The sequence below is a fragment of the Thermostichus sp. OS-CIW-33 genome (assembly GCF_054059615.1).
In genome coordinates this window covers 87,417-109,983 of sequence record NZ_JBSSCH010000007.1, presented here as the reverse complement: position 1 = coordinate 109,983, position 22,567 = coordinate 87,417, and the positions used below count along the sequence as shown (strand labels likewise).

General features: G+C 57.8%; 25 protein-coding genes. 16 read left to right on the top strand and 9 right to left on the bottom strand.

The window, feature by feature from the left end:
• Positions 1 to 39 precede the first annotated feature (39 nt).
• Together ACVWZG_RS07230 and ACVWZG_RS07225 are read right to left on the bottom strand one after the other, a co-directional pair.
• Complete coding sequence (locus tag ACVWZG_RS07230; RefSeq protein ID WP_011433071.1) at positions 40 to 534, bottom strand: DUF427 domain-containing protein; 495 nt, start codon at positions 532 to 534, stop codon at positions 40 to 42.
• Between the two features lie 55 nt (positions 535 to 589).
• Complete coding sequence (locus tag ACVWZG_RS07225) at positions 590 to 1,297, bottom strand: Crp/Fnr family transcriptional regulator (RefSeq protein WP_457406115.1); 708 nt, start codon at positions 1,295 to 1,297, stop codon at positions 590 to 592.
• Between the two features lie 273 nt (positions 1,298 to 1,570).
• On the opposite strand from ACVWZG_RS07225, the gene ACVWZG_RS07220 reads away from it, so the two are divergent.
• The 14 genes from ACVWZG_RS07220 (at position 1,571) to ACVWZG_RS07155 (ending at position 13,240) form a co-directional block, all read left to right on the top strand.
• Positions 1,571 to 2,233 carry a sigma-70 family RNA polymerase sigma factor gene (locus tag ACVWZG_RS07220; RefSeq protein WP_414343224.1) on the top strand — a complete coding sequence of 221 codons (663 nt, stop codon included), beginning with the start codon at positions 1,571 to 1,573 and terminating at the stop codon, positions 2,231 to 2,233.
• A 2-nt stretch (positions 2,234 to 2,235) separates the two neighbouring features.
• Positions 2,236 to 2,820: an anti-sigma factor family protein gene (locus ACVWZG_RS07215; RefSeq protein ID WP_457384353.1), complete on the top strand. Its 585-nt coding sequence runs from the start codon at positions 2,236 to 2,238 to the stop codon at positions 2,818 to 2,820.
• 35 nt (positions 2,821 to 2,855) lie between these two features.
• Complete coding sequence (locus ACVWZG_RS07210; RefSeq protein ID WP_457406120.1) at positions 2,856 to 3,485, top strand: hypothetical protein; 630 nt, start codon at positions 2,856 to 2,858, stop codon at positions 3,483 to 3,485.
• 65 nt (positions 3,486 to 3,550) lie between these two features.
• Positions 3,551 to 3,865 carry a DUF3181 family protein gene (locus ACVWZG_RS07205; RefSeq protein ID WP_011433076.1) on the top strand — a complete coding sequence of 105 codons (315 nt, stop codon included), beginning with the start codon at positions 3,551 to 3,553 and terminating at the stop codon, positions 3,863 to 3,865.
• Positions 3,853 to 4,974, top strand: a complete 1,122-nt coding sequence (locus tag ACVWZG_RS07200) for an S-layer homology domain-containing protein (RefSeq protein WP_457406123.1) — start codon at positions 3,853 to 3,855, stop codon at positions 4,972 to 4,974. The genes ACVWZG_RS07205 and ACVWZG_RS07200 overlap by 13 nt, the downstream gene beginning before the upstream one ends.
• Before the next feature lie 310 nt (positions 4,975 to 5,284).
• Positions 5,285 to 5,854, top strand: a complete 570-nt coding sequence (locus ACVWZG_RS07195; protein ID WP_011433078.1) for a photosystem I assembly protein Ycf4 — start codon at positions 5,285 to 5,287, stop codon at positions 5,852 to 5,854.
• A gap of 211 nt (positions 5,855 to 6,065) precedes the next feature.
• Positions 6,066 to 7,298, top strand: coding sequence for an ABC transporter substrate-binding protein (locus ACVWZG_RS07190; protein WP_457387125.1), 1,233 nt, complete (start codon positions 6,066 to 6,068; stop codon positions 7,296 to 7,298).
• Between the two features lie 257 nt (positions 7,299 to 7,555).
• Positions 7,556 to 8,512, top strand: a complete 957-nt coding sequence (gene phnD, locus ACVWZG_RS07185; protein ID WP_457406223.1) for a phosphate/phosphite/phosphonate ABC transporter substrate-binding protein — start codon at positions 7,556 to 7,558, stop codon at positions 8,510 to 8,512.
• Between the two features lie 349 nt (positions 8,513 to 8,861).
• On the top strand, positions 8,862 to 9,839 hold the full coding sequence (phnD, locus tag ACVWZG_RS07180) for a phosphate/phosphite/phosphonate ABC transporter substrate-binding protein (protein WP_457406126.1): 978 nt from the start codon (positions 8,862 to 8,864) through the stop codon (positions 9,837 to 9,839).
• Positions 9,840 to 9,980: 141 nt separating this feature from the next.
• Positions 9,981 to 10,835: a phosphonate ABC transporter ATP-binding protein gene (phnC, locus tag ACVWZG_RS07175; protein ID WP_457406128.1), complete on the top strand. Its 855-nt coding sequence runs from the start codon at positions 9,981 to 9,983 to the stop codon at positions 10,833 to 10,835.
• A 14-nt stretch (positions 10,836 to 10,849) separates the two neighbouring features.
• Positions 10,850 to 11,659, top strand: coding sequence for a phosphonate ABC transporter, permease protein PhnE (gene phnE / locus ACVWZG_RS07170; protein WP_457406130.1), 810 nt, complete (start codon positions 10,850 to 10,852; stop codon positions 11,657 to 11,659).
• Complete coding sequence (phnE, locus tag ACVWZG_RS07165) at positions 11,659 to 12,471, top strand: phosphonate ABC transporter, permease protein PhnE (protein WP_011433084.1); 813 nt, start codon at positions 11,659 to 11,661, stop codon at positions 12,469 to 12,471. Before phnE (ACVWZG_RS07170) ends, phnE (ACVWZG_RS07165) begins: the two co-directional genes overlap by 1 nt.
• Before the next feature lie 60 nt (positions 12,472 to 12,531).
• Positions 12,532 to 12,987, top strand: a complete 456-nt coding sequence (locus ACVWZG_RS07160) for an alanyl-tRNA editing protein (RefSeq protein ID WP_457394622.1) — start codon at positions 12,532 to 12,534, stop codon at positions 12,985 to 12,987.
• A 7-nt stretch (positions 12,988 to 12,994) separates the two neighbouring features.
• On the top strand, positions 12,995 to 13,240 hold the full coding sequence (locus ACVWZG_RS07155) for an alanyl-tRNA editing protein (protein ID WP_202943694.1): 246 nt from the start codon (positions 12,995 to 12,997) through the stop codon (positions 13,238 to 13,240).
• An 11-nt stretch (positions 13,241 to 13,251) separates the two neighbouring features.
• Here ACVWZG_RS07155 and ACVWZG_RS07150 read toward each other — a convergent pair whose 3' ends face one another.
• The 5 genes from ACVWZG_RS07150 to ACVWZG_RS07130 form a co-directional block, all read right to left on the bottom strand.
• A complete protein-coding gene (locus ACVWZG_RS07150; protein ID WP_457384346.1) occupies positions 13,252 to 14,835 on the bottom strand; it encodes an NAD(P)H-quinone oxidoreductase subunit N in 1,584 nt (527 codons plus the stop codon).
• Positions 14,836 to 14,959: 124 nt separating this feature from the next.
• Positions 14,960 to 16,234, bottom strand: coding sequence for a gas vesicle protein GvpJ (gvpJ, locus tag ACVWZG_RS07145; protein ID WP_457406133.1), 1,275 nt, complete (start codon positions 16,232 to 16,234; stop codon positions 14,960 to 14,962).
• A 110-nt stretch (positions 16,235 to 16,344) separates the two neighbouring features.
• Positions 16,345 to 16,824: a peptidylprolyl isomerase gene (locus tag ACVWZG_RS07140; RefSeq protein WP_011433087.1), complete on the bottom strand. Its 480-nt coding sequence runs from the start codon at positions 16,822 to 16,824 to the stop codon at positions 16,345 to 16,347.
• 221 nt (positions 16,825 to 17,045) lie between these two features.
• Positions 17,046 to 17,522, bottom strand: coding sequence for a phosphate-starvation-inducible PsiE family protein (locus ACVWZG_RS07135; RefSeq protein WP_457406136.1), 477 nt, complete (start codon positions 17,520 to 17,522; stop codon positions 17,046 to 17,048).
• A gap of 50 nt (positions 17,523 to 17,572) precedes the next feature.
• Positions 17,573 to 17,758: a DUF2256 domain-containing protein gene (locus ACVWZG_RS07130; protein ID WP_041437321.1), complete on the bottom strand. Its 186-nt coding sequence runs from the start codon at positions 17,756 to 17,758 to the stop codon at positions 17,573 to 17,575.
• Between the two features lie 268 nt (positions 17,759 to 18,026).
• On the opposite strand from ACVWZG_RS07130, the gene ACVWZG_RS07125 reads away from it, so the two are divergent.
• Positions 18,027 to 18,989, top strand: a complete 963-nt coding sequence (locus tag ACVWZG_RS07125; RefSeq protein ID WP_457406139.1) for a sigma-70 family RNA polymerase sigma factor — start codon at positions 18,027 to 18,029, stop codon at positions 18,987 to 18,989.
• Positions 18,990 to 19,110: 121 nt separating this feature from the next.
• Here the strand turns inward: ACVWZG_RS07125 and ACVWZG_RS07120 are convergent, their stop codons facing one another.
• Positions 19,111 to 20,745: a CTP synthase gene (locus ACVWZG_RS07120; RefSeq protein ID WP_457406142.1), complete on the bottom strand. Its 1,635-nt coding sequence runs from the start codon at positions 20,743 to 20,745 to the stop codon at positions 19,111 to 19,113.
• A 42-nt stretch (positions 20,746 to 20,787) separates the two neighbouring features.
• Positions 20,788 to 21,315, bottom strand: coding sequence for a hypothetical protein (locus ACVWZG_RS07115; protein WP_414329187.1), 528 nt, complete (start codon positions 21,313 to 21,315; stop codon positions 20,788 to 20,790).
• Between the two features lie 230 nt (positions 21,316 to 21,545).
• Here ACVWZG_RS07115 and ACVWZG_RS07110 point away from each other — a divergent pair, with 230 nt between their 5' ends.
• A complete protein-coding gene (locus ACVWZG_RS07110) occupies positions 21,546 to 22,541 on the top strand; it encodes an aldo/keto reductase (protein WP_457406144.1) in 996 nt (331 codons plus the stop codon).
• Positions 22,542 to 22,567 lie beyond the last annotated feature (26 nt).

The window sequence follows — 22,567 nt, the reverse complement described above, 5'->3', positions numbered from 1 at the left end:
GGTAAAAGGGATCCCCCCTCGGGAATCGCTGCTCCGCCCCTACCAGTTCCAGCTACCCGGCTCTCCTTTGAAAGGGCCTACGACCTTTGAGGTGATCCAACCGCCGTAGAAATCTCCGGGTTGAGGCCGGACTCGTTCTCCACCTACCCGGCACTCCTGCACACGGCCTGGATAAAAGGCAAGGTAGTCGCGGATGGGCAAAAACGCCGGGCTGGGATCCGGATAGCTCCAGGCGGCATCTACGGCTGTTTGGGATCCGACCTGAACTGTCCAGTAGCAGGCAGCCCCTTTGAACTCACAGAAAGAGGTGCGAGAGCTGGGGCGGAGATACTGCAGTCGAACGTCGGTGGGGGGAATGTAGTAGGTGGGCGGGTGGCTGGTTTCCAGGACGCGGTAGCAACGGCGGCTTTGGGCAATGAGCTCGCCATTGAAGAGAACTTCCACCAGTTCTGTGGTGGGCTCCAGACGAGGTGGGCGCGGATAGTCCCAGACAGATTCTTGTCCTGGATGGGGAGAAATCGGTTGGGGAGACATGGGTCAATATCTTCAATATCTCGGTTGGGGAGACATGGGTCAATATCTTCAATATCTAAAGCAGACGGGTGGCCTCCAGCAGTTTGGCGTACTGGATCAGCAGCAAAGACTGTTGCTCCGGCAAAGGCTGAATAACTCCCTGCTGCTGCAGACGGCTTAGCACCGCCGTGGCTGTCTCTCGGCTAACCTGGCTGAGATCGGCCAAATCCTGGGGGGGAGGGTAGACAATGCGCATCCCCTGGGGGGTCTTCTCGCCAAAAGCTTCCGCCAGTTGCACCAGCGTATGCACCACTCGCAGCGGGGGGCTCTGCTGGTCAAGATCCGCCTGCAAGTTGGCCAGGCGCAGGCGACGGGAGAGGCTGCAGGCCAGCTGGTAACACAGTTGCGGCTCCCGCAACATCAGCGCTTTGAAGGTTGCCGCCGGGATCCCGGCCACCCGCAGCGGGGTTAGGGCCAGCACATCTCGGGAGCGGGGAGCTTCGTCCAGTACCGCCATTTCCCCCACCCAAGCGCCCGGCCCCAGCAAGGCAAGGGTTTTGGTGCTGTCTTGCGCCCGCAAAGCCCGCCGCACCTTAGCCCAACCGGCGAGGATCAGATAAACTACGCTGCCCCAGGCATCTTGCATGAAGAGGGCCTGTCCCGCCGGGATATCCCGCAGCTTGACCTGGGATCCCAACCATTGCAAGGACGTCGCCGAAAGTTCGGCCAACATGGGTACCGCCTTGAGCTCGGAGAGGACGGCAACAGGAGCATCGGAAGTCATGGCGGGTCGGACGTTTCACCATACCGCAAGCCCACTGTAGCCCAGTTACCAACTCAAGAGCTATCCTGCAATCCACCACCCCGCCATGTGCGCCAAGATCTAGTGAGGAGGTGGTCTTGCTGTGGAGTCTTGCCGGTATGGCCCTCAGAGCCTCTAGAGCTACCCTGCGGTTGAGGGTGGGGGGAACCCAAACTCTGCCATTTCGTCTGGGCAACAGAGGTTCTGTCTGGGAGGGGATCCCTCCGCTGTTGTTGTTAGAACTTATGGATGCCTATGGATGCTGCCCTCAGCGACATCAGTGGCCAGCGCTGGTCCGTCTTGGTGAAGAACGTGCCTGTGCGGCCCGAAAAGCTCGCTGATGTGGATCTGGTGCTGATCTGTCAGCAGGGATCCCAGCCCCATCGGGAGGCTTTTGCCGAGCTGATGCGTCGCCATCAGGCCCATGTGGACAAGGTGCTCTATCATCTTGCCCCGGACTGGCAGGACCGGCATGACTTGGCCCAGGAAGTTTGGATCCGGGCCTACCGCCACCTGAAACGCCTACAGGAGCCGGCAAAATTTCGCAGCTGGCTGGGGCGGATCGCCACCAACCTGTTTTACGACGAGCTGCGCAAGCGCAAACGACAGCAGCAGCCCCTTTCTCTGGATGCGCCGATTCAGATGCGGGATAGCGAGATGGAGTGGGAGCTGCCCAGCGAGAGCCCCAGCCCCCATGAGCACCTCGCCACTTGCGAGTTCTATGAGCGATTGCACCAAGCCGTCCGCGACCTGCCGCAGGCCTTTCGCCAGACAATCCTGCTGCGGGAAATTCAGGGGATGGCTTATGAGGAAATTGCCGAGATCACAGGGGTGTCTTTGGGCACTGTTAAGTCTCGCATTGCCCGCGCCCGCGCCCGCTTGCAATCCACCCTAAAACCCTACCTTAATGGTGAATGACCATGGTTCGCGGCAACCCCAACCCCGACCCCAGGGATCCCCAGCAAGAGCTGCCGGTGGTGGATGAGCGCTTTGAACAGTTGAGCGCCTACCTGGACGGGGAATTGTCGTCCCAGGAAGCGCGGCAGGTGGAAGATTGGCTGGCCAGCGATCCTCAGGCGCGGCAACTGTACAGCCAACTGGCAGCTCTGCAGGCCGGTTTGGCCAATCTCAAGGCCCCCACCTTGGATCCCATCCAGACGGAGCTGTTGATCAGCCGTGTGTTCGCTGAGCTGGATCGGCGGCCAATGCTCGACCTGGGCTGGCGGCAACGTAAGGGCACCCCTTGGGGACGGGTGGCAGCGGCTGTAGTGGCCTTGGCAGGGGCGGGCTGGGTGGGATGGCGTTGGTCTCATCCCCAGCCTTTGGTATCGCTGGAAGATCCGCCGGTGCGCGTGGCCATCGTGCCTGCCTCTGCTCGTGTTGCCCAACGCTATCTTTTCGAGCCGGGGCAAAAGCAAGATGCCTACTCGATTTTGTTTGAGACAATCCCCAACCGTGGATCTCGCCCCGCCAACGCGACCAGGGCCGAGGTGGGCTGGGAATGACCTGAGCAGGCTTGAGAAAGACTGAGGAGCGCAGGGTGGAAAAAGCAGTTCGCTGGGCTTGTGGGCTAGGAGTCTGCCTTTGGCTATGCAGTCTGGGATCCCTGTCGGCCCAGGCAGATCCCAGCAGTAGCCATCTGGCAACGCCGTCCGCGCCGGCGGGACGGAGTCCGAAGCAGTTGCACTCCTCTCCCAGTGGACAGGAGCCTGCCCCCCAGCCCACAAACCTGCCTTCACCCGGATCCCGTCTCACCCCTGCCCCCGATCAAAACCAATGGGCCCCTCCCAAGACGGAGCTATCGCCCTTTCCGGACTTCCCCCTTCTCAAGGAGTTGGATCCGCCCCCGCCAAGCTTGGCCGACCTGGGCATCCATTGGGATCGCTTGGCCCTGCTGCCGGATCCCGAGCTGGCAGAGGAAATGGATGTGGAGTTCAGCCGCCGTCTAGCCCGCCTAAACCGGCAAATTGCCAACCAACAAGAGCGCCTCTACCGCCTTTTGCAAACCTGGGACTCCGACGAGGCCGATATCCGCCAAATTCAGGCCCAACTGAGCCAGTTGCGGACAGAACGGGATCGCCTAGCTCTGGAACACCTGTTGATGCTGCGGCAGCTGCAAGAGAACTTCGCCCTACCTCTACCCAATCGCTCTGCTGCCAGCCCTCCCTGAGGAGTCCTTGGGTTCGGGTTATGATCTGAGGGAGGGGCAGACGCGACCACCAACGGAGCTGAGGGATGGCCAAAGTGCCCAGCAACCCAGACATTGAGCAATTAGCTGCTGCCATTGGCAAGGAAGTTTACATCGATGTAGCCCGCTGGCATCTTTACCTGCGCGATGCCCACCTGCATACCCTTTTGGCGGAGCGACTGGCACCCCAGGTGATGGCAGGCAAGGTGGATGAGGACGCCGTCACAGAGATCTTGCAAGGGATCCCGGTGAAAGTGGGGGGTGGGCGCAAAGAATTGCCCCTGGCCGATCTCCTGCCGATGCAAAGCCTGCTTAACCTGCTGGATGTGCTGGAGGAGTTTAGCCGCAAATGGGCTCAATAGAGAAAGGTGGAGCGGTGCATCACCCGCCCAAACCTGTGGGATGCTGGCCCGGCCCCTGGCTCAAGCTCGGCAGCCTTATTCCGCTGCTCTGGCTGTTGTCGGCCTGTCAGGGAACCGAGTGGGGAGAACGGCTGGAGCGCGCTGTACGCCCAGTAGGTCTGCCCACAGCCCAACCTGAGCTGCCGGCATCTCCCTCGCCTCAACCTTTGCCGGGATCCATCCCACCCTCTATCTCGATCCCCACTGCTCCCACCCCTTCCTCACCCCTGCCCAGCCCGGACAGCAGCCGCTTTACAGACTTGGAGCCCGGATCTCTGGTGGCCCGTTCGGTGGGATACCTAGATCGGTTGGGAGTTTTTGCCGATATCTCCAGCAGCGAATTTCAGCCGCAGCGCAGCGTTCGTCGCGGAGAATTTGCCCGTTGGCTGGTGTTGGCCAACAACGCCATCCACGCCGATGAGCCCAGCCGGCAAATCCGCCTGGGATCCCCCTCGGAACGCCCCCTCTTTTTGGATGTGCCGGAAGAGGATCCCCATTTTCGCTACATTCAAGCCCTGGGAGCTGCTGGCTTAATTACCGGGGATGCCAATCGAGAGTTTCGCCCCAACAGCCTGCTGTCCCGGGCGGAGTTGATCCGCATGAAGGTGCCTCTGGACTTACCTCCCGGCCAGATCAAGGGATCCCGAGCGGAGCTGGAGGAGCGCTGGGGGTTCACCGATGCGGCGCAAATTCCTCCTGAAGCCATTCCTGCTCTGGTAGCCGATCGCAGCCTAGAGAATGCCTCCACCGTGCTGCGCACCTTTGGCCCCATCCGCACCTTCAACCCCTTCGAGCCGGTCAGCCGCGGGGAAGCCGCCATCGCCCTGTCGGCTTTTGGGGAACGAACGGCCCAAGACGCCATACCCCAGCCGCCAGCCTTGCCAGACCCAACCCCTGAGCCTCAGCCTTCTCCCCCTGCCGCAGAACCGGAGCAGACGGCTTCTCCCGAGCCGGATCCCACCCCTGCCTCTCCCTCGGATGCTGCTGATGAGCCCCCTGGGCAGACCCGACCCAACCCCCCGGAAGTCGCCCCAGGAGAGGGTAGGATCGTCACGCCGGGTAAGCCCTAACCCTGAGGTGAGAGGGATCCCATCGGCGTATACTGTCCAGGTTTTATCAGCAGATGGAACACCTCAGAGCTCCAGCAGGGATCCCTGCTACGGCTCTTACAAGGAGCAAAAGGAGCCATAACAATAAAAACTATCCCTAACTCCCCTCGGGAGAGGGGCTGTACAGCGCAGAGGACTTCCGCCCCCATTCCCCAGGCGGCTCTAGCTCTTGCCAGTCCCCTGAGCGCCCCTCTGCTGGGGAAAACCCTTGCCGCCCATAGCCTATAGAATGGGGGAAGCCAGCCTTGGAAAACCTGCAGGGATCCCAACTGTGTCCGCCATTGTTCCTGAAATCCGTTCTGCCGATCTGCTGCGCTACACCGTGATTGGGTCGCGGCGGCCCAGCGTGTACTTTTGGGCGGTGGCGCTGACGGGGGGAGGGCTGGGCTTTACCTTGGCCGGCCTTTCCAGCTATCTCCACCGCAATTTGCTCCCCTTTTCCGATCCCGCCAGCCTGGTGTTTATTCCCCAGGGCATTGCCATGCTCTTTTACGGGGTGCTCGGATCCCTGGCGGGGCTATACCAGTGGCTGAGTTTGTATTGGAACTTGGGAGGCGGCTACAACGAGTTCGACCGGCGCACGCAAAAGATAACGCTGGTGCGCCAGGGCTTTCCGGGCAAAAACCGTGAAGTCCGCCTGGAGTATGACTTTGCCGATGTGCAAAGCTTACGGGTGGAGCTGAGAGAGGGGCTTAACCCCCGCCGAGCCATCTACTTGCGGGTGAAAGGACGTGGCGACATCCCCCTCACCGGCGTAGGCCAGCCACCTCCCCTGACGGAGATCGAAAACCAGGCAGCCGAGATCGCCCGCTTTCTCAACGTCAGCCTAGAGGGCATTTGATTCCCTGCGGTGCCATTGCTTTGACCCCGCCCTGCTGGTCGCTTGAGCGAGACGGAATCCCATCCTTGGGCAACAGTGAAACCATTGAGGGGGATCCAGAACTGTGGAGTCGAATAGAGAGTTGTCGAGATTGTTTTCAATGTAGCGGGATCTCTTCGAGGAATGATCTACCCTTGATGCCAGCGCAGTTGTTGCCTGGGAGAAGCCTGTGATGGCCAACCTGAACCCCTTCATTCCCCTACAGGCCAAGAAGCTGGGGTCTATTCTGTTTCGCCTCTGGCTAACTCTTCTGCTCTCATTGGGCTTGGCCTTGCTCACGCTGCTGCTGACCCCCCATTCCGCTCATGCTGCCCGTGGGCCCCTGTATCGCTTGGGTCGTCCAGAAGGGGCGGTCTCGATTGTGGCTTGGGCAGGCTACATCGAACGGGGGGAAACGGATCCCGCCTATGACTGGGTGACCGGCTTTGAGAAAGAAACCGGCTGCCAAGTCAGCGTTAAGGTGGCAGCCACCTCCGATGAGATGGTGGCCCTGATGAATGAGGGCGGCTTTGATCTGGTGACGGCCTCCGGCGATGCCACCCTGCGACTGATCAAGGGGGAACGGGTGCAGCAGATTAACCCCCGCCTGATCCCCAGTTGGGAGACCATCGACCCGCGCCTGCAGGATGCTCCCTGGCATACTGTGGATGGCAAGCATTACGGCGTGCCCTACCAATGGGGATCCAATGTGTTGATGTACAACACACAAGTCTTTCCGGAACCCCCCACCAGTTGGGATGTGGTGTTTGAAGAGAAAACCTTGGCAGATGGCAAATCCAACAAAGGCCGCATCCAAGCCTACGATGGCCCCATCTACATTGCCGATGCCGCCCTCTACCTGAAAGCCCACCGCCCAGAATTGGGCATCACGGATCCCTATGAGCTAACCCGTGAACAGTTTGATGCCGCCCTAGATCTGTTGCGACAGCAGCGGCAACTGATTGGACGCTACTGGCACGATGCGGCGGTGCAGGTGGATGATTTTGTCAACGAAGGAGTGGTGGCCTCCGGCTCTTGGCCCTTCCAGGTGAACCTGTTGCAGTACGAGGAACAGCCCATCGCCAGCGTGGTACCGGAAGAGGGAGCCACCGGCTGGTCTGATACCACCATGCTCAGCGCTACCGCCAAACACCCCAACTGTGCCTACCTGTGGATGGAACATTCCTTGAACCCGAAGGTGCAAGGGGATCTGGCGGCTTGGTTTGGGTCGGTGCCGGTGGTGCCAGCCGCTTGTCAGGCCAGTGAGCTGCTGGGGCCGGAAGGTTGCCAAACCAATGGCATCGACAATTTTGAGCGCATCTCCTTCTGGAAGACGCCGGTGGCCGATTGTGGGGATGGCCGGATGGATTGTGTGCCCTACTACGAATGGGTGACCAACTACATCGCTGTGATTGGCGGGCGCTAATGGAGCAACCTTAACGAGATCCTAGACTCTTCTTAAAAATTTATTAACTGTAATATGACATAAATACAAATGAATGAACCATCTCAATGAATTTGAGATGGTTTTTGCTTTTCAGGCAAGACTTCTAGGGCCTAGAGGAGGAATTTTTACCTCTTCTGGGTTCGTCAGATGCTCTTGTTGATTGCCATAGTTGGGAGCTTTTATTCATGATGACACTATCTTCTTTTGGAACTCGGATCCCGTTGGGAAAGCTGGTGATGGGAGCTGGATTGGCGGGAGCTGTCACCTTGGGGTTGGGCAGCAGCCTTTCTCAGGCTCGTCTAGACTGTCCCCGCCCTCCTCAAATGGATGCCCGCTACTGTGATCAGGTGGGGGATCTGGTTGCCGATTTGCCGGAGGATCCCTCGGAGTGGGTAGATCCGGAAGTGCTGTTGGTGTCTTATACCTCCTCAGAAGAGCCAGCTGTCTATGCCAATACCTGGGCTGAATTCACCGCTCACTTAGAGGAAGTCACCGGTAGACGGGTGCAATTTGTCCCTGCCGATTCTCAGGCTGCTCAGTACGAGGCAATGCGCGCTGGACGTCTACACATTATGGGTACCTGCACAGGCTGTACTCCTGTAGCCGTGAATGTTGCCGGCTTTGTGCCCTTTGCCATTTTCCAACAAGAAGATGGATCCATCGGCTACGAGATGGAAGTGATCACTCATGTGAATAGCGATATTCAAGCCCTCGATGATATTGCCGGTCGTCGTGTAGCTTTTACCCATCCTTCCTCCAACTCCGGTTATATCAGTGCTCGCATTTTGATCAAACAAGAGACAGGCTTGGATGATGAGGCAGGAGACTACATCGCCGAGTTTTCTGGCAGCCACCAAAACTCCATTTTGGGTGTGTTCAACGAAGACTACGATGCCGCCCCCATTGCCAACGATGTGCTTAATCGCATGTGCCTCAACGAGCAAGTGGATTGTAGCCAGTTCCGCAGCCTCTACAAATCGGAGACCTTCCCCAGCGGCTCTTTCGGCCATGCCCACAATCTCCACCCTGAGCTGGCAGAAAGGATCCGAGAAGCCTTCTTTACTTTTGAGTTTGAGGGCACAGCCATGCGACAAGCTTTTGACCGGGTAGCTTTTGCACCGATTACTTATCAAGAAAACTGGGAGATCATCCGTCGCATTCAGGAAGAAGAGGGCGTGGAATATACGCTTTAGGCAGTCCTCAGGGATCCCCTGCCCAGAGAGGATCCCTGATTTACATAGTTCTGAATCTAGAGCTGAATCTAGAGAAATCGCACTGGCTGGTTCCGTCCATACCCCATCTCGACGAGTATGTGATAACCCACTCTTAACTTCCTATTAAACCTGTCTTAACTCTACAGGGGTCAAACAGCGCTACTATATTATTAAGTTTCGTTAGGCGACGTGAGTTTTGCAGATCTTCTTTGGGTTCTGTAGCTTATGAATTCACATCAAGTCTCTTGATTAGCTGGATCTTCTCGCCCACTTTTGTGTTTTTTAGCTGATAACGGTTTGCTTCATCTTGCATTCGGAGATTTTTGCAATGTTGGCGTTTTGCTCTGTGGCTCGTCTGTTATCCAAAAGCCTTGCCCTGGCTGGTTTGGTTGCTGTGCTAGTGGGTTATCAATCTGCTCAAGCTCAATCTTGCCCTCGTCCGGCAGGCATGGATGAGCGCTATTGTGATGCCGATGGGGATCTGGTGGCGGATACTCCGACGGATCCCGCTCAAATTGTCAATCCTGACACTTTGCTCATCTCCTACACTTCTTCCGAGGATCCCGCCGTTTATTCAGAAACCTGGCAGGAATTTACCGACTACCTCAAGCAAGTGACCGGTAAAGATGTGCAATTTGTGCCAGTTGATTCCGAGGCCGCCCAAACCGAGGCACTGCGGGCCGGACGTTTACACATCATGGGCACCTGCACCGGCTGTACCCCCCGCGCTGTGAACCAAGCAGGCTTTGTGCCTTTCGCCGTTTTTGCCAAGGAAGATGGTAGCTTTGGCTACGAAATGGAAGTGATCACTCGCATCGATAGTGGCTTGGAAAAACTAGAAGACATCAAAGGCCGCCGCATTGCTTTCACCCAGCCCTCCTCCAATTCCGGCTACATCAGCGCCCGTATTTTGATCGAGGCGGAAACTGGCTTTAAGGACGGTGTGGACTACGAAGCCACTTTCTCTGGGGGGCACGAAAACTCCATTTTGGGTGTGTTCAACGGAGACTACGATGCGGCCCCCATTGCCAACGATGTGCTCAACCGCATGTGCATCGCCGGACAAGTGCAGTGCGATCAGTTTCGTACCCTCTACAAATCGGCTACTTTCCCCAGCGGCCCATTTGGCTATGCTCACAATTTGGATCCACAGCTGCAGGAGAAAATCCGCGAGGCCTTCTATACCTTTGACTTTGCAGGCACTAAGTTGGCAGAAGCCTTTGACCGAGCTTCCTTTGCTCCCATCACCTACAAGGAAGATTGGGAAGTGATCCGGCTGATTCAAGAAAATGCCCCTCCCCAATAGGTGGGCTGAACAGAATCGGGATCCCTTGTTCAGGGCAAGCCATAGGGGATCCCTTCTGATTTCAAAATTCTCTCAAGATTGCAAACATCTGGTTCTAGAAGGCCCGCAATTGCAAATGTCCACTTCAAGTAGGTTATCAAGATGCTACGTATCGACTCCCTCAGCAAACGTTACCCCACAGGCGATATGGCCCTGAAAGGGGTGACCTTAGAAGTTCCCGATGGGCAGGTGATGGCCTTGATTGGTCCTTCGGGTGCTGGGAAAAGTACGCTGCTCCGTTGCATCAACCGCTTGGTGGAGCCGACCAGTGGCAGCATTTGGCTCAATGGAATCGACCTCACTCGCTTGAACACCCGGGAGTTGCGGCAAGCACGACGCAAAATCGGCATGATCTTTCAGGAATATGCCCTCGTGGAGCGCCTGACCGTGATGGAAAATGTTCTTGCGGGTCAGTTGGGCTACGTCAATTTTTGGCAAAGCTGGTTCCGCAAGTTTCCCCAAGCCACCATCGACGAAGCCTTCCGCTTACTGGATCGAGTGGGATTGTTGGACTTTCCCGATAAGCGGGCAGATGCTTTGTCTGGGGGGCAACGGCAACGGGTGGGAATCGCCCGGGCTCTCCTGCAAAACCCAGAGCTGCTATTGGTGGATGAACCGACCGCCAGTTTGGACCCGAAAACCTCCCGCCAAATTATGCGCCTGATCAACGAGCTGGCTTCAGAGCGGGGCCTATCGGTGATCATCAGCATTCACGATGTGCCTCTAGCGCAAATGTTTGCCCAGCGGATCGTCGGTTTGCGGTTTGGGGAAGTGGTGTATGATGGCCCCCCCAATCGCCTCACCCCCAGCGTCTTAAACGAAATCTACGGCGAAGAAGATTGGAATGCTTCTGGCCCAGCCCAAGACTCCGAAGAAAAACGAAGCCGTCTCGGCTGGAGTAGCCACCCACTAAGGGATCCCTTGCAGAAGTCAGTAGAAGTCAATAGAAGTCAGTAGTGCGGAGCACACCCATGGCACAGGCAACGACACTGAGCGGGCGCCAATGGTCGCCACCACCTTTGATTAAAAATCCTTGGGTTCGCTGGGGACTGATTCTTGGGGCGGTCATTTACCTGATCTTTGCGCTTTCTACTCTCAATTTCGATCCAGCCCGGGTAGCCCGCGGTATGCAGCGTAGTGGCCGTCTCTTGTTGGCCTTTTTGCATCCCGATTTCACCACCCGCGGCAACTTGATTTTCACCGGGATGCTGGAAAGTGTGACCATGGCCGCCATTTCCACCGTGGCAGGATTTATTGTCGCGGTTCCGGTGGGGTTTGGGGCCGCACGCAACTTGGTGCCAATGCCGGTCTACCTGGTTTGTCGTGGCCTGATTGCCCTGTCGCGCACCTTCCAAGAGGTGATCATCGCCATTTTGTTTGTGGTCATGTTTGGCTTTGGGCCTTTTGCTGGAGTGCTCACCCTCATCTTTGGGAGTTTGGGTTTTTTCAGCAAGCTTTTGGCAGAAGACATCGAAGAAATTGATGCAGTACAGGTGGAGGCGATTCGCTCCACGGGGGCTTCTTGGCTCCAAATGGTCAGCTACGCGGTGGTGCCGCAGGTGTTGCCCCGCATGATCGGCTTGACTCTGTATCGTTTCGACATCAACATTCGGGAGGCGGCCGTTCTAGGGATTGTCGGTGCCGGTGGGATTGGCTCTACCCTGAACACCTCCTTACGTCGCTACGACTATGACACGGCCTCTGCCATCATCCTTGTGATTATCGCTCTGGTGATGGTGGTGGAATTGAGTTCTGGTTGGATTCGCAAGAGGGTGCAATAATGCCTGTTCTGGAAAGCAGTGGGATCAAGACCTGGCAGTGGCGCAATCAAAAGCAAACTTTGCTTGAGTATGCCTTCTGGTTGGCTCTGCTGTTACTGATGTTTGCCTGCGCTAAGTTCATTGCAGACCGTACCACCTGGGGCTTTGTGCTGGATGCACCGCGCCAGGGAAGAGAAATGCTCTCGCGGGGGGTACCGCCCCGTTGGGACTACATGTCACAGCTTTGGCGCCCCCTTTGGGATACCCTCACCATTGCCACATTGGGTACGGCCCTTTCCTTTGTGATTTCGGTGCCGGTGGCCTTTTTGGCAGCCCGCAACACCACTCCCAATTTGCTGGTGCGCTACATCGCCCTGTTCATCATCGTCGGCACCCGTTCGGTTAACTCCCTGATTTGGGCTTTGATCCTGGTGGTTGTTCTTGGGCCAGGGGTCTTGTCCGGAACCTTAGCCATTGCCCTACGCTCTGTCGGATTTATGGGCAAGCTGATCTATGAAGGCATCGAAGAGATTAACGAAGAACCAGTAGAAGCGATCCGTTCCACGGGGGCTAGCGGTGCCCAGGTACTGAGCTATGCCATTTGGCCGCAGGTGATCACCAACATCCTCGGGGTAACAATTTACCGTTGGGATATCAATTTGCGAGAGTCTACGGTGGTTGGATTGGTCGGTGCCGGTGGAATTGGCCTACAGCTAGATGCTTCCATCAACACCCTGCGCTGGAATCAGGTGAGCATGATCCTGCTTGTGATCTTCGTTTCTGTGTTCATCAGCGAGTGGATCTCCGCCAAGGCCCGGCAAGCCCTGACTTAGCCCAGGGATCCGGATAGGCTACGGTGAAGGGCAGTTTGCAACAGCACAACTGTATGACTCATGACGGAAGAACTGTTTCGGGCGGAGGCCTATCTCACCACCTGCCAGGCTCGGGTAATTGCCCTTGTGGATAACGGGATCCAGTTGGATCGGACGGTATTCTATCCCACCGGCGGTGGACAACCCGGCGATACGGGATCCCTGATTACATCGGACGGTCGTGTCATCCCGATTGTCGATACCCAAAAGGGGGAAATGGGCATCCTCCACATCCCGGCAGAGGGATCCCCACCCCTCAGTCTGGGAGAGTCAGTCAGCGCCAGCATCGACTGGGAACGTCGCTATCGGCACATGCGCATGCATACGGCTCTACACCTGCTCTGTGCAGTGGTAGAAGGTGGCGTTACGGGGGGTCAGGTGGGTGAAAGCAAAAGCCGATTGGACTTTAACATCCCTGGAGAAAAACCCGACAAAGAAACCCTGACGGGTGCGTCTCAATGCTTTGGTACAAGGTAACCACGCCGTGAACCCCCGCTGGGTTAGCGATGAAGAACTAAAAGCCAATCCCAGCCTGGTGCGCACCATGTCGGTCAAGCCCCCCACCGGACAGGGGCAAGTGCGCTTGCTGGAAATTGAGAATGTGGACTTGCAACCCTGCGGCGGCACTCATGTACGGGCGACAGGAGAAATTGGCAAGTTGGTGGTGAGCAAGATCGAAAGCAAAGGCAAGCAAAACCGACGCATTGTGGTCAGCTTGGTGGATCCCTGAAAAACTACAGACTACCCTTGGCTGGGCTGAGTCAATGAACCCAAAGATCCATCGACTGCCACCTGAAGACTCGCCGACTCTGGAATGGGCGCTTGTGCTGTCGGGAACCCTAAGAACGGGCTTTGCTCCACCGCCTGGATGGACAAGGTAAACAAGGGGTTGGAGAGAATCCCGGCAAAGATGGTGGCCACCAGAGTCAACACCATACCGACCCGCAGAGCAGGCATACCTTCTGCCTGCCAGTTGGTCTCGGGGTAATTTTGCACCGAAACCGACATCTCTTGCGGCTCTTTCACCACAATCGTTTTCACCACCCGCACGTAGTAGTAAATGGAGATAACACTGGTGACCAACCCCACCAACACCAGGGTATAGGCCCCCGCCTGCCAACCGGCCCAGAACAGATACAGCTTGCCGAAGAAGCCCGCCAGAGGCGGCAACCCACCCAAGGAGAGCAAACAAATGCTCAAGCACAGGGTGAGGAAGGGATCCTTCTGGTAAAGGCCGCTGTACTCGTTGATTTCGTCGGTGCCGGTCTTCAGGCTGAACAGGGTGATGCACAAAAAGGCCCCCAAGTTCATGGCCAAATAGACCATCAAGTAGAAGATCAAGCTGGCATAGCCGGCCTCAGTGCCCGCCACCAAGCCGATCAAAACAAAGCCCGCCTGTCCAATGGAAGAATAGGCCAGCAGCCGTTTGAGGCGGGTTTGGGCAATGGCCACCACATTCCCCAGCACCATGGTCAAAATGGCCAGCACCGAGAGCACCGCCCGCCACTCTTCCGTCATGGCCGGAAACACGGTGGCCAGAAAGCGCACCGCCAAGGCAAAGCCTGCTGCTTTGGATCCCACTGACAAAAAGGCCACCACCGGCGTTGGGGATCCCTCGTAGACATCAGGAGTCCACTGGTGAAAGGGCACTGCCGCCAACTTAAACCCGATACCACCAATGCAGAGGACCAAAGCGATGATCCCTGCCAAGCCGGCATCCCCCATAGAGGAGGCAATGGCTTCCAGCTTCGTTTGCCCACCCGAAAGGCCGTAGAGCAGCGACATGCCGTAGAGAAAAATGGCCGTGCTGCTGGCCCCGATCAAGAGATATTTCAGGGCTGCCTCCGAAGAACGGGGATCCCGCTTGGTGTAGCCGGCCATCAGGTAGCTGGCAATGCCCAGGGTTTCCAGAGATACAAACACCAGGATCAAGTCCGTCGCCCCGGAGAGGAACATGCCCCCCAAGGTGGCCGTGAGCAGCAACACATAAAACTCGCCTGTGGGGGCTCCCGACTGGGCGATGTAGCGTTCTGCCATCATCACCGTCAGCACCGCCGTCCCCACCACCAGGCCACGGAAGAGAATGCTGATGGGATCCGCCGCAAAGCTGCCCAAGAAGCTCTCCAACTGGGGCTGCTGCCATTGCAACACCAAGGTCACCAAGGCCCCGATCAAGCCAAAGATGGAGAGGGCCGGAAGACTTTTGCGCGCCGCCGAACCACCGACCAAATCCACCACCAAGACGAGCAAGAGGGTGAGGGTAACCACCACTTCCGGCCAAATGGCACCGGCATACAGGTTTCCGGTTGGGGCAAAGACATCCATAGGAGAAGACTATGAAGAGAGATTAAGGGGATCCACAGCCAGCATACCGCGATTTCTGGTCTCTCTCCCCGCTTCAGGCATCTCTTCTCCCAATCGTCTCCATCAGCGCTCTCAATCTACAGGCTCAGTAGAGCTTGGCGCTGGAGGTGAGCACCAACTTCAGGCGGGCGTGGATCAGATCCAAGTCCGCCAGCCCCAGGTCGATCTCCCCATCGATGACGATGCCGGTGTGGATCAGCCGATCCAAGAGTTCCAGCAGGGATCCCTCGCGGTGGGGTTGTCCGGGGTAGTAGTCCCCCTGGCGGGGCAGGAGGGTGCCCAGATCTCCGAGCTCCAGGTTCAAATCCGCCGGGTCAATCTCCAACAGGCTGCAGATTTGTCGAATTTGCTCCCGCAAGGCTTGTAGGCTGCTGCCGGCCCGCTCAATCTGCTCTGCAGAAAGGCGCTCGGCCTCCATTTGCCGCACCACCTGCGCCTCCATCAACTGCCGCAACAGCTCCACCAAGGTCAGCACCAGAGAGGCCAAACCGGCTTCCGGGCGTTTCCGGCCAGGGGTGGGCCGAGTCTGGCTCAAGTCTTCCCAGCTGGCGGGACTAATCGAAAGGCGCGGCGGGGGAGGAGAAGCAATCCAACGGTCAAAGGGCTGACAAAGCTGTTCCAGGCTGAGCAAGCGGAGACGGGGATCCCGCGCGACTTCTTCCCTTTCCTCCGGCAGGTTGTAGCCCCAGTCGGCCAAAAACAGGAGAACTTGCTCCAGCTCCGGCACCGTCTGCACCTGGCGCAGCGTCTGCAGGCGATCCTCCACAAACCACAGCTCAGCGGGTGGCACTTGGGCAGCAGCAAGCAGCCGCTGGAGGGTAGTGGCTTTGGGGGCGCGCACCTCCTTGCCCAGAATGCGGTGGCGTGGCAGTTGGATCCCTTCTCGACCCAAGAGCTGCTGGATAAACCGCCCCTCTTTGGTGCTGAGGATGGCCAAGCGCGGCTCCCCTGCAGCCTGAAGCTGGCGCATCCAGGCCGCCACCCCCGGATAAAAGCGGTGTAGCCCCAGCCACCCCTGCAGATCCTCTTCAATCCAACGATCCCGCACCCGATCCAACGCTTGGATTAGAGAGAGGGCAGGGATCCCTGACTGCTGCAACAACTGCTGACGCCAGCCCGGCCAGTCTTGGCGCAAGTCCTCCTCCCGGATCCCTTGCTGCAGCCCCCACAACAACAAAGGCATCTCCCAGCCGGTCTCGATCAGCGGGCGCAGACGGTCAAAAGCAGGACGCAGCGGCTCTAGCTGAGCAGGAGCCAGGCCCCACACCTGAGCACAAACGCGGCAGGAGGAAGCAAAATACTCCGCCCGCCCATCGCAGAGCACACCATCAAAATCCAGAACCAGAATGCGGGGGGACATTCGCCGGGGCCTAGCGAACTCCATACCTGAGTCCCCCTGAGGGCAAGTTGCAAAAATGGGGCCAGAGGCCAAGTTAATTCAACCAAACTGTTCCACCGGAGTGGCCCAACCTAATTGGATTCCGAGATACGAACGGACTGGATCTCCACTGGATTCAGCGGGCGATCCTGGGGGCCGGTGGGAGCCGTTGCAATTTTATCCAACACATCCTCTCCCTCGATCAATTGCCCAAAGATCGTGTAGTTGGGCGGCAGCGGGTAGTCGGCATGCATGATAAAAAACTGGCTGCCGTTGGTGTTGGGGCCAGCATTGGCCATCGCCAAAGTGCCGCGGCTGTAGGGACGTTGCACCGGCTCATCGGGAAAGCGGTAGCCCGGCCCACCCCGCCCTGTACCCGTGGGATCCCCGCCCTGGATCATGAAGCCGCGGATCACGCGGTGAAAGATGACACCATCGTAGAAGTGGTCGTTGGCCAAAAAGACGAAATTGTTGACGGCGAGGGGAGCTTCTTGCGGGAACAGCTCCAGAACCATTGTGCCGGCGGTGGTCTCCATCGTGGCCGTGTAGGACTTGGCCGGGTCGATCACCATCGGCGGGGGACTGTTGTAGGTTTTCACGGGTTTGCCCAATTGTTGTGCCAGGAGCAAATCGCGAGAAGAATGCGGGCGGGCCAAGACAGGGAGAGCACTCAGCCCCACCCAAAGCACCACCATCAGCACAGCTAACTTCACCAGGCTGGCCAACTTAGATCGCGCACGCACAATTCTTGCAGGAAAGCTCCATCCCCATCGTACCAGGATTCTGTCCTAGCCTAATTTTCCCCGGACTTGGATGGAGGCTTGGCTCGCCGCACCAGCCAATAACTCACCGAGAGGGCCAACGTCGCTGCCCCCAAGCCAATGAGCTCCAACCCCCCCAGCTTCTCGAAATCAAAAATGATGATCTTGCGGGCCACCGCAATCAAAGAGGTGACGATCACCAGCTCCACCTGCACCACCTGCTTTTGCAAGTAGGCGGTAATGTTCTCTAGAATTTCCAGCGCAATCAGAATATTTAAAAAGAGGCCGAAGATCTCGATTAAAGTGGTGGAGAAAAACCCAGTTGGCTCCATCAACAAATCTGCCACCAAGAACCGGGCCAAGTCCACCACTGCTACTGTGATTAGCCCGATCATCAAAATTGAAAGCAGCTTCGAGATCAGGCTTTCCAGGCGGGTGATGGCCCGCAAAAAGGGATCCTCCTCTTCCGTCTCGTGGGGATTGTGCAACAGCCACTTGAGAAACTGCATCACCAACTCCGACGGGCCCAAACCCCTGTGTTCTGGTCTCAACGACAACATTATCCGTCCCAACCGTCTTGCCGGGAAGCAGGCAGGGATCCCTTGGGGCGATGATTGCGACACCGCTCAGAACAGTATTTCACCTCCGACCAACAGTCGGCCCACTTTTTGCGCCAGGTGAAGGGTCGCTGACAGGTGAGACAAATCTTGCTGGGCAAATCCGACTTCTTCCGTTGGCGTGGCATGGTGTACTGCAAAACAAGGTCAACTCTGTAGTCAGTTTAACAATCCTACCGGATGCTGACCGTTACCATCACGGGGGTGCTTGGCCTGCGCCCCACCTTAGCAAAAGCTAAATTCTGAACCTTCTGAGAAGAGAAACCGAGTAGCCTCTTGAAATCCGATGAGATCTCTGCCCTAGGTCCGCAGGGAGCTGGGTTTGCTGAAGGGTCAACCGGTTCTGTCCTGTATCCAAGCAAAGTTTCCAACATCCGCTTGTGGATGTGAGTTTGTATGAAATCTCAACCAAATGGGACGAATGTAGCTGTTCAGGACTCTCCTCCTCCACTGAAGCGGGTTGAGGTACGGCTCAGCAAACCCGGCAGCCGGGCAACTCAAGCCTCGCTTTCGGAAGACTCAGTGGGCGTATTTTTGCGGGAAATGGCTCGCTACCCACTCCTCAATGCCGAGCAGGAAGTGAAATTGGGACGGCTGATTGCAGAGGGGGGAGCCGCCGGGGAACGGGCGAAACGGGAATTGGTTAGGGCCAACCTGCGCCTGGTGGTCTCGATTGCCAAAAAGTACTTAAATCGCGGTGTGCCGTTTCTGGATCTGATTCAAGAAGGCACCATTGGCCTGATCCGAGCCGCGGAAAAATTTGAGTACGAACGCGGCTACAAGTTTTCCACCTACGCCTACTGGTGGATTCGCCAAGGGATCACCCGCGCCGTTGCCAATCAGGGGCGCCTGGTGCGGATCCCGGTGCACATGGTAGAAAAGCTCAACCAGGTGAAGCGGATCCGGCGAGATCTGACCGAAGCCCTAAACCGTCGCCCCACCCAAGCAGAGATTGCCAAAGCTCTGGAGATTTCCCCCGACAAGCTGGACGCTCTCTTAACCCTCTTGGAAGCCGGTCGCCAAACTCTTTCGCTGCATACTCCGGTCGGCAAAGAGGAAGATACGGAGCTGATGCAGCTTATCGAGGCCGCCAACGGCCCCACTCCCGAATCCCAAATGGACTTGTACCTGCTGTCTGCCCAACTGGAAGAGATGCTGGAGCAGCTCAGCCCCCGAGAGCAAGAAATCCTCAAGCTCCGCTATGGGCTGAAAGATGGCCACCTGCACACTCTCTCCGAAATTGGTCAGCTCTTCGGCCTGTCTCGAGAGCGCGTCCGACAAATTCAAGCACGAGCCATGCGCAAACTGCGCCATCCACGCCGACAGGAAATTTTGGCGGACTGGATGACCTCGTTTTAGGCAGTAGGCCACGGCTGCTCCACAGGCGAAACCCAGGATTCCGCAGCAGTTTATGTTCAGCAAAGCTCTGCAGAACCAGGACCAGAGGCGTGCCCCCACTTTTGGACAAGGGATCTGTCAACTAGCCCATCTTCTGCAACTGCAGGGGGTGAGGCTGAGGGCGGCTGCGCAGGGCAGCTTCGATCAACCCCAAAAAGAGGGGGTGGGGGCGGTTGGGGCGGGAGCGAAACTCCGGATGGAACTGGGTGGCGATGAAAAAGGGGTGGCTGGGCAGCTCGATAATCTCCACCAAGCGGTTATCCGGCGAGACTCCGCTGATGATATAACCAGAGTCCAGAAAAAGGCTGCGGTAGGCATTGTTAAACTCATAGCGATGGCGGTGGCGCTCGTAGATGATGGTCTCGCCATACAGCTTGGCCGCCAGGGTATTGGGCATGATGCGACAGGGATAGAGGCCCAGCCGCAGGGTTCCTCCCAGATCTTCCACATCTTTCTGCTCCGGCAAGAGGCTGATCACCGGGTGGGGGGTATCGGGGTCAAACTCGTAGCTGTTGGCCCGCTCCAGGTGGGCAATGTGACATCCCCAGTCGATCACCGCGCACTGCATGCCCAGACACAGCCCTAGGAAGGGAATGCCTTGCTCGCGCACGTAGCGGATGGTAGCCACCTTGCCCTCGATGCCGCGATTGCCAAACCCCCCTGGCACCACTACCCCATCCACGCCGGAAAGCAATGCCTCTGGTCCCCGCTCTTCGATCTCCTCAGAAGAGATCCAGCGCAGGGTGACACCGGCATTGAGGGCCAACCCGGCATGGCGCAGGGCCTCGGCCACCGAAAGATAGGCATCCGTAAGGCGCACGTATTTGCCGACAATGGCAATCTCCACCCGCTCTTGGGGGTGGTGCAGCCGCTTCACCAAGAGCTCCCACTCCCGCAGGTCGGGCTGCTGGGGATCCAGGTTGAGGATCTCCAAAACCCGCTGCGCCAACCCCTCCTGCTCGAGCACCAAAGGCACATCGTAGATACTGGGGGCATCCTGAGCCTGAATCACACATTCCACCGGCACATCGCAAAACTCGGAGATCTTCTCCTTGATCCCGCGGGGCAATGGCTGTTCGCAGCGGCACACCAACACGTCCGGCTGGATACCAATAGAGCGCAGCTCCTTCACCGAGTGCTGGGTGGGCTTGGTTTTCATCTCCCCTGCCGCCTTGATCAAAGGCACCAGGGTAACATGCACATAGGCCACGTTGGCCCGGCCCACATCCTTGCGAAATTGGCGGATGGCCTCCAAAAAGGGCAAAGACTCGATATCTCCCACCGTGCCCCCCACCTCCACCAGCACCACGTCGGGGTTGGTCTCGCGGGCCACCCGCCGGATCCGCTCTTTAATCTCTTGGGTAACATGGGGGATCACCTGCACCGTGCTGCCCTGATAATCCCCCCGCCGCTCTTTGTGGATCACCGCCTGGTAGATGGCGCCGGTGGTAACGTTGTTGAGCTTGGACATGTTGGTGTCGGTGAAGCGCTCGTAGTGGCCCAAGTCCAAGTCCGTCTCGGCGCCATCGTCGGTAACAAACACTTCCCCATGTTGGTAGGGACTCATGGTGCCGGGATCCACATTGATATAGGGATCCAGCTTCAAAATCGACACCGTGTAGTTGCGGGATTTGAGCAGGCGACCCAAGCTAGCCGCTACAATGCCTTTGCCGATGCTGGAGACCACTCCGCCCGTGACGAAGACAAACTTGGTCATAGCTTGGATCCCTTGCCTTTTTTTGATTATGCCAGGGATCCCTTAGCGCAGAGAGCGGATGGGGCCGTTGTAGAGGATGGTGGTTTGAAAGGTGCGCCTGTCTACCCGCACCTGGGTTTCGATGCTGGGCTGGACGAAGCCGGGCTCTCCCCCCCGGAAGGTGAAGATCCAGGCGTCTTCAAACTCTTCAAACGGCGAGTCAATGGCTGCCCCGTGCATGGAAGCTTCGGCGCGATAGCGCTGCAGGCCCCCATTGGCGATCTCGGCAGCTTGGCGGGCCAGGTTTTTGGCGCGGTTGAGATCGCGGAAGTAGCGGCTGATCTCCTCAAAACTCCCCCTGGGCAGCGGTCGCTGGGGAGCAGGGGTTGCCGGCACAGGCCGGGGATCCGGCACGATGGGCAGGGTGGGAATATCGGGACTGGGGGGCAAGGGTTCGACGGGGATGGGAGTTCCAGAGGGGAAAAGAGGGGTGATCACCTGCGCTTGGGCAGCCCTTCCAGCCAGAAGGGATCCCCACAGGAGAGCCATACCGACGGAGCTGACAGTAGAGACAAGAAAAGTGGGCTTCATGGAGCCATTCCTCGCAAAAGTTCTGGGTTGAGAGACGCTGCAGCTCTTGAATGGGATCCTATCGATTCAGTTCCTTACAACAGCAGAGTCAAAAGCCTCTCCTCTCCTTCCAACCCCGGTCACAGGCTTGGGTCGTTCACGCAACCTCGGCTGCTGTCAGCAATGTCTGCTAGATTTTTGGAGAGGATCCCTGGCCACAGTGGGAGGATCGGGGTTCAGCAGGAGCAGCCATGGAGTTCGTCACCCTCGCAGATGCAGGGCTAAGGTTGAGCCGGGTGGGCCTGGGCACTTGGGCGATGGGCGGCGGCTGGTGGGGCCCTTCCGACCGCCAGGAATCTTACACCACGATTCGCAAAGCCATTGATTTGGGCATAACCACCTTCGACACCGCTCCCATCTACGGACTGGGTGTTTCGGAGGAAGTGCTGGGGCAAGCGATCAAAGACTCAGGTTGCCGCGATCGGGTGGTTCTCGCCACCAAAGCGGGACTGGAGTGGACAAACAACAAAGTGGTGCGCAACTCCAGCCTGCCTCGCTTGGCCCAAGAACTGGAGGATTCTCTGCGCCGCTTGCAAACAGATGTGATCGATCTCTACCAAATTCATTGGCCGGATCCCTTGGAACCGATCGAAGAAACGGCGGCGTTTCTGGGGCAGTTGCTGCAGCAGGGCAAGATCCGCGCCATTGGGGTCAGCAACTTTTCCCCAGAACAGATGGATCGGTTTCGCCAGGTGGCTCCTCTGCACACCGCCCAGCCCCCCTACAACCTGTTCGAGCGGCAGATTGAAGCAGAGGTCTTGCCCTACTGTCGAGAGCACGGCATTCACACTTTGGTGTACAGTCCCCTCTGCCGAGGTCTGCTGAGCGGACGGATGACGCCGCAAACCACCTTCCCCCCAGGGGACATGCGCGCCGGGATCGATCCCAAGTTTGTTGAACCGCGCTACTCCCAGTACCTAAAAGCGGCAGAGGCATTGAGCCGGTTTGCTCAGGATTGCTATGCCAAGACCTTGGCCCAGTTGGCGGTGCGCTGGCTGCTGGATCAACCGGGGGTGAGTGTGGCGCTGTGGGGGGCACGCAAGCCCTATCATCTGGAGGCAATATCCGGCCTTTGGGGCTGGTCGTTGGATGCGGAAGCGATGCAGACCATCGAGGATATTTTGCAAAGGTATGTTCCCGAGTCCATTCCCCCCAGCTTTATGTCCCCGCCTGCCCGCGCTGCCTAACCCGTACCCTTGCCCAGATTGCCGGG

Excerpts from the sequence above, each read along its gene's own strand:
- ACVWZG_RS07135 (WP_457406136.1), bottom strand. The coding sequence starts at position 17,522 with ATGCAGTTTCTCAAGTGGCTGTTGCACAATCCCCACGAGACGGAAGAG.
- phnD (WP_457406126.1), top strand. The coding sequence starts at position 8,862 with ATGTTGGCGTTTTGCTCTGTGGCTCGTCTGTTATCCAAAAGCCTTGCC.
- ACVWZG_RS07115 (WP_414329187.1), bottom strand. The coding sequence starts at position 21,315 with ATGAAGCCCACTTTTCTTGTCTCTACTGTCAGCTCCGTCGGTATGGCT.
- ACVWZG_RS07225 (WP_457406115.1), bottom strand. The coding sequence starts at position 1,297 with ATGACTTCCGATGCTCCTGTTGCCGTCCTCTCCGAGCTCAAGGCGGTA.
- phnD (WP_457406223.1), top strand. The coding sequence starts at position 7,556 with ATGGGAGCTGGATTGGCGGGAGCTGTCACCTTGGGGTTGGGCAGCAGC.
- ACVWZG_RS07190 (WP_457387125.1), top strand. The coding sequence starts at position 6,066 with ATGGCCAACCTGAACCCCTTCATTCCCCTACAGGCCAAGAAGCTGGGG.
- ACVWZG_RS07140 (WP_011433087.1), bottom strand. The coding sequence starts at position 16,824 with ATGGTGATCGACCCGGCCAAGTCCTACACGGCCACGATGGAGACCACC.
- ACVWZG_RS07120 (WP_457406142.1), bottom strand. The coding sequence starts at position 20,745 with ATGACCAAGTTTGTCTTCGTCACGGGCGGAGTGGTCTCCAGCATCGGC.
- ACVWZG_RS07125 (WP_457406139.1), top strand. The coding sequence starts at position 18,027 with ATGAAATCTCAACCAAATGGGACGAATGTAGCTGTTCAGGACTCTCCT.
- gvpJ (WP_457406133.1), bottom strand. The coding sequence starts at position 16,234 with ATGTCCCCCCGCATTCTGGTTCTGGATTTTGATGGTGTGCTCTGCGAT.
- ACVWZG_RS07200 (WP_457406123.1), top strand. The coding sequence starts at position 3,853 with ATGGGCTCAATAGAGAAAGGTGGAGCGGTGCATCACCCGCCCAAACCT.
- ACVWZG_RS07205 (WP_011433076.1), top strand. The coding sequence starts at position 3,551 with ATGGCCAAAGTGCCCAGCAACCCAGACATTGAGCAATTAGCTGCTGCC.
- phnC (WP_457406128.1), top strand. The coding sequence starts at position 9,981 with ATGCTACGTATCGACTCCCTCAGCAAACGTTACCCCACAGGCGATATG.
- ACVWZG_RS07150 (WP_457384346.1), bottom strand. The coding sequence starts at position 14,835 with ATGGATGTCTTTGCCCCAACCGGAAACCTGTATGCCGGTGCCATTTGG.
- ACVWZG_RS07130 (WP_041437321.1), bottom strand. The coding sequence starts at position 17,758 with ATGCCACGCCAACGGAAGAAGTCGGATTTGCCCAGCAAGATTTGTCTC.
- ACVWZG_RS07110 (WP_457406144.1), top strand. The coding sequence starts at position 21,546 with ATGGAGTTCGTCACCCTCGCAGATGCAGGGCTAAGGTTGAGCCGGGTG.
- ACVWZG_RS07220 (WP_414343224.1), top strand. The coding sequence starts at position 1,571 with ATGGATGCTGCCCTCAGCGACATCAGTGGCCAGCGCTGGTCCGTCTTG.
- phnE (WP_011433084.1), top strand. The coding sequence starts at position 11,659 with ATGCCTGTTCTGGAAAGCAGTGGGATCAAGACCTGGCAGTGGCGCAAT.
- ACVWZG_RS07215 (WP_457384353.1), top strand. The coding sequence starts at position 2,236 with ATGGTTCGCGGCAACCCCAACCCCGACCCCAGGGATCCCCAGCAAGAG.
- ACVWZG_RS07230 (WP_011433071.1), bottom strand. The coding sequence starts at position 534 with ATGTCTCCCCAACCGATTTCTCCCCATCCAGGACAAGAATCTGTCTGG.
- phnE (WP_457406130.1), top strand. The coding sequence starts at position 10,850 with ATGGCACAGGCAACGACACTGAGCGGGCGCCAATGGTCGCCACCACCT.
- ACVWZG_RS07160 (WP_457394622.1), top strand. The coding sequence starts at position 12,532 with ATGACGGAAGAACTGTTTCGGGCGGAGGCCTATCTCACCACCTGCCAG.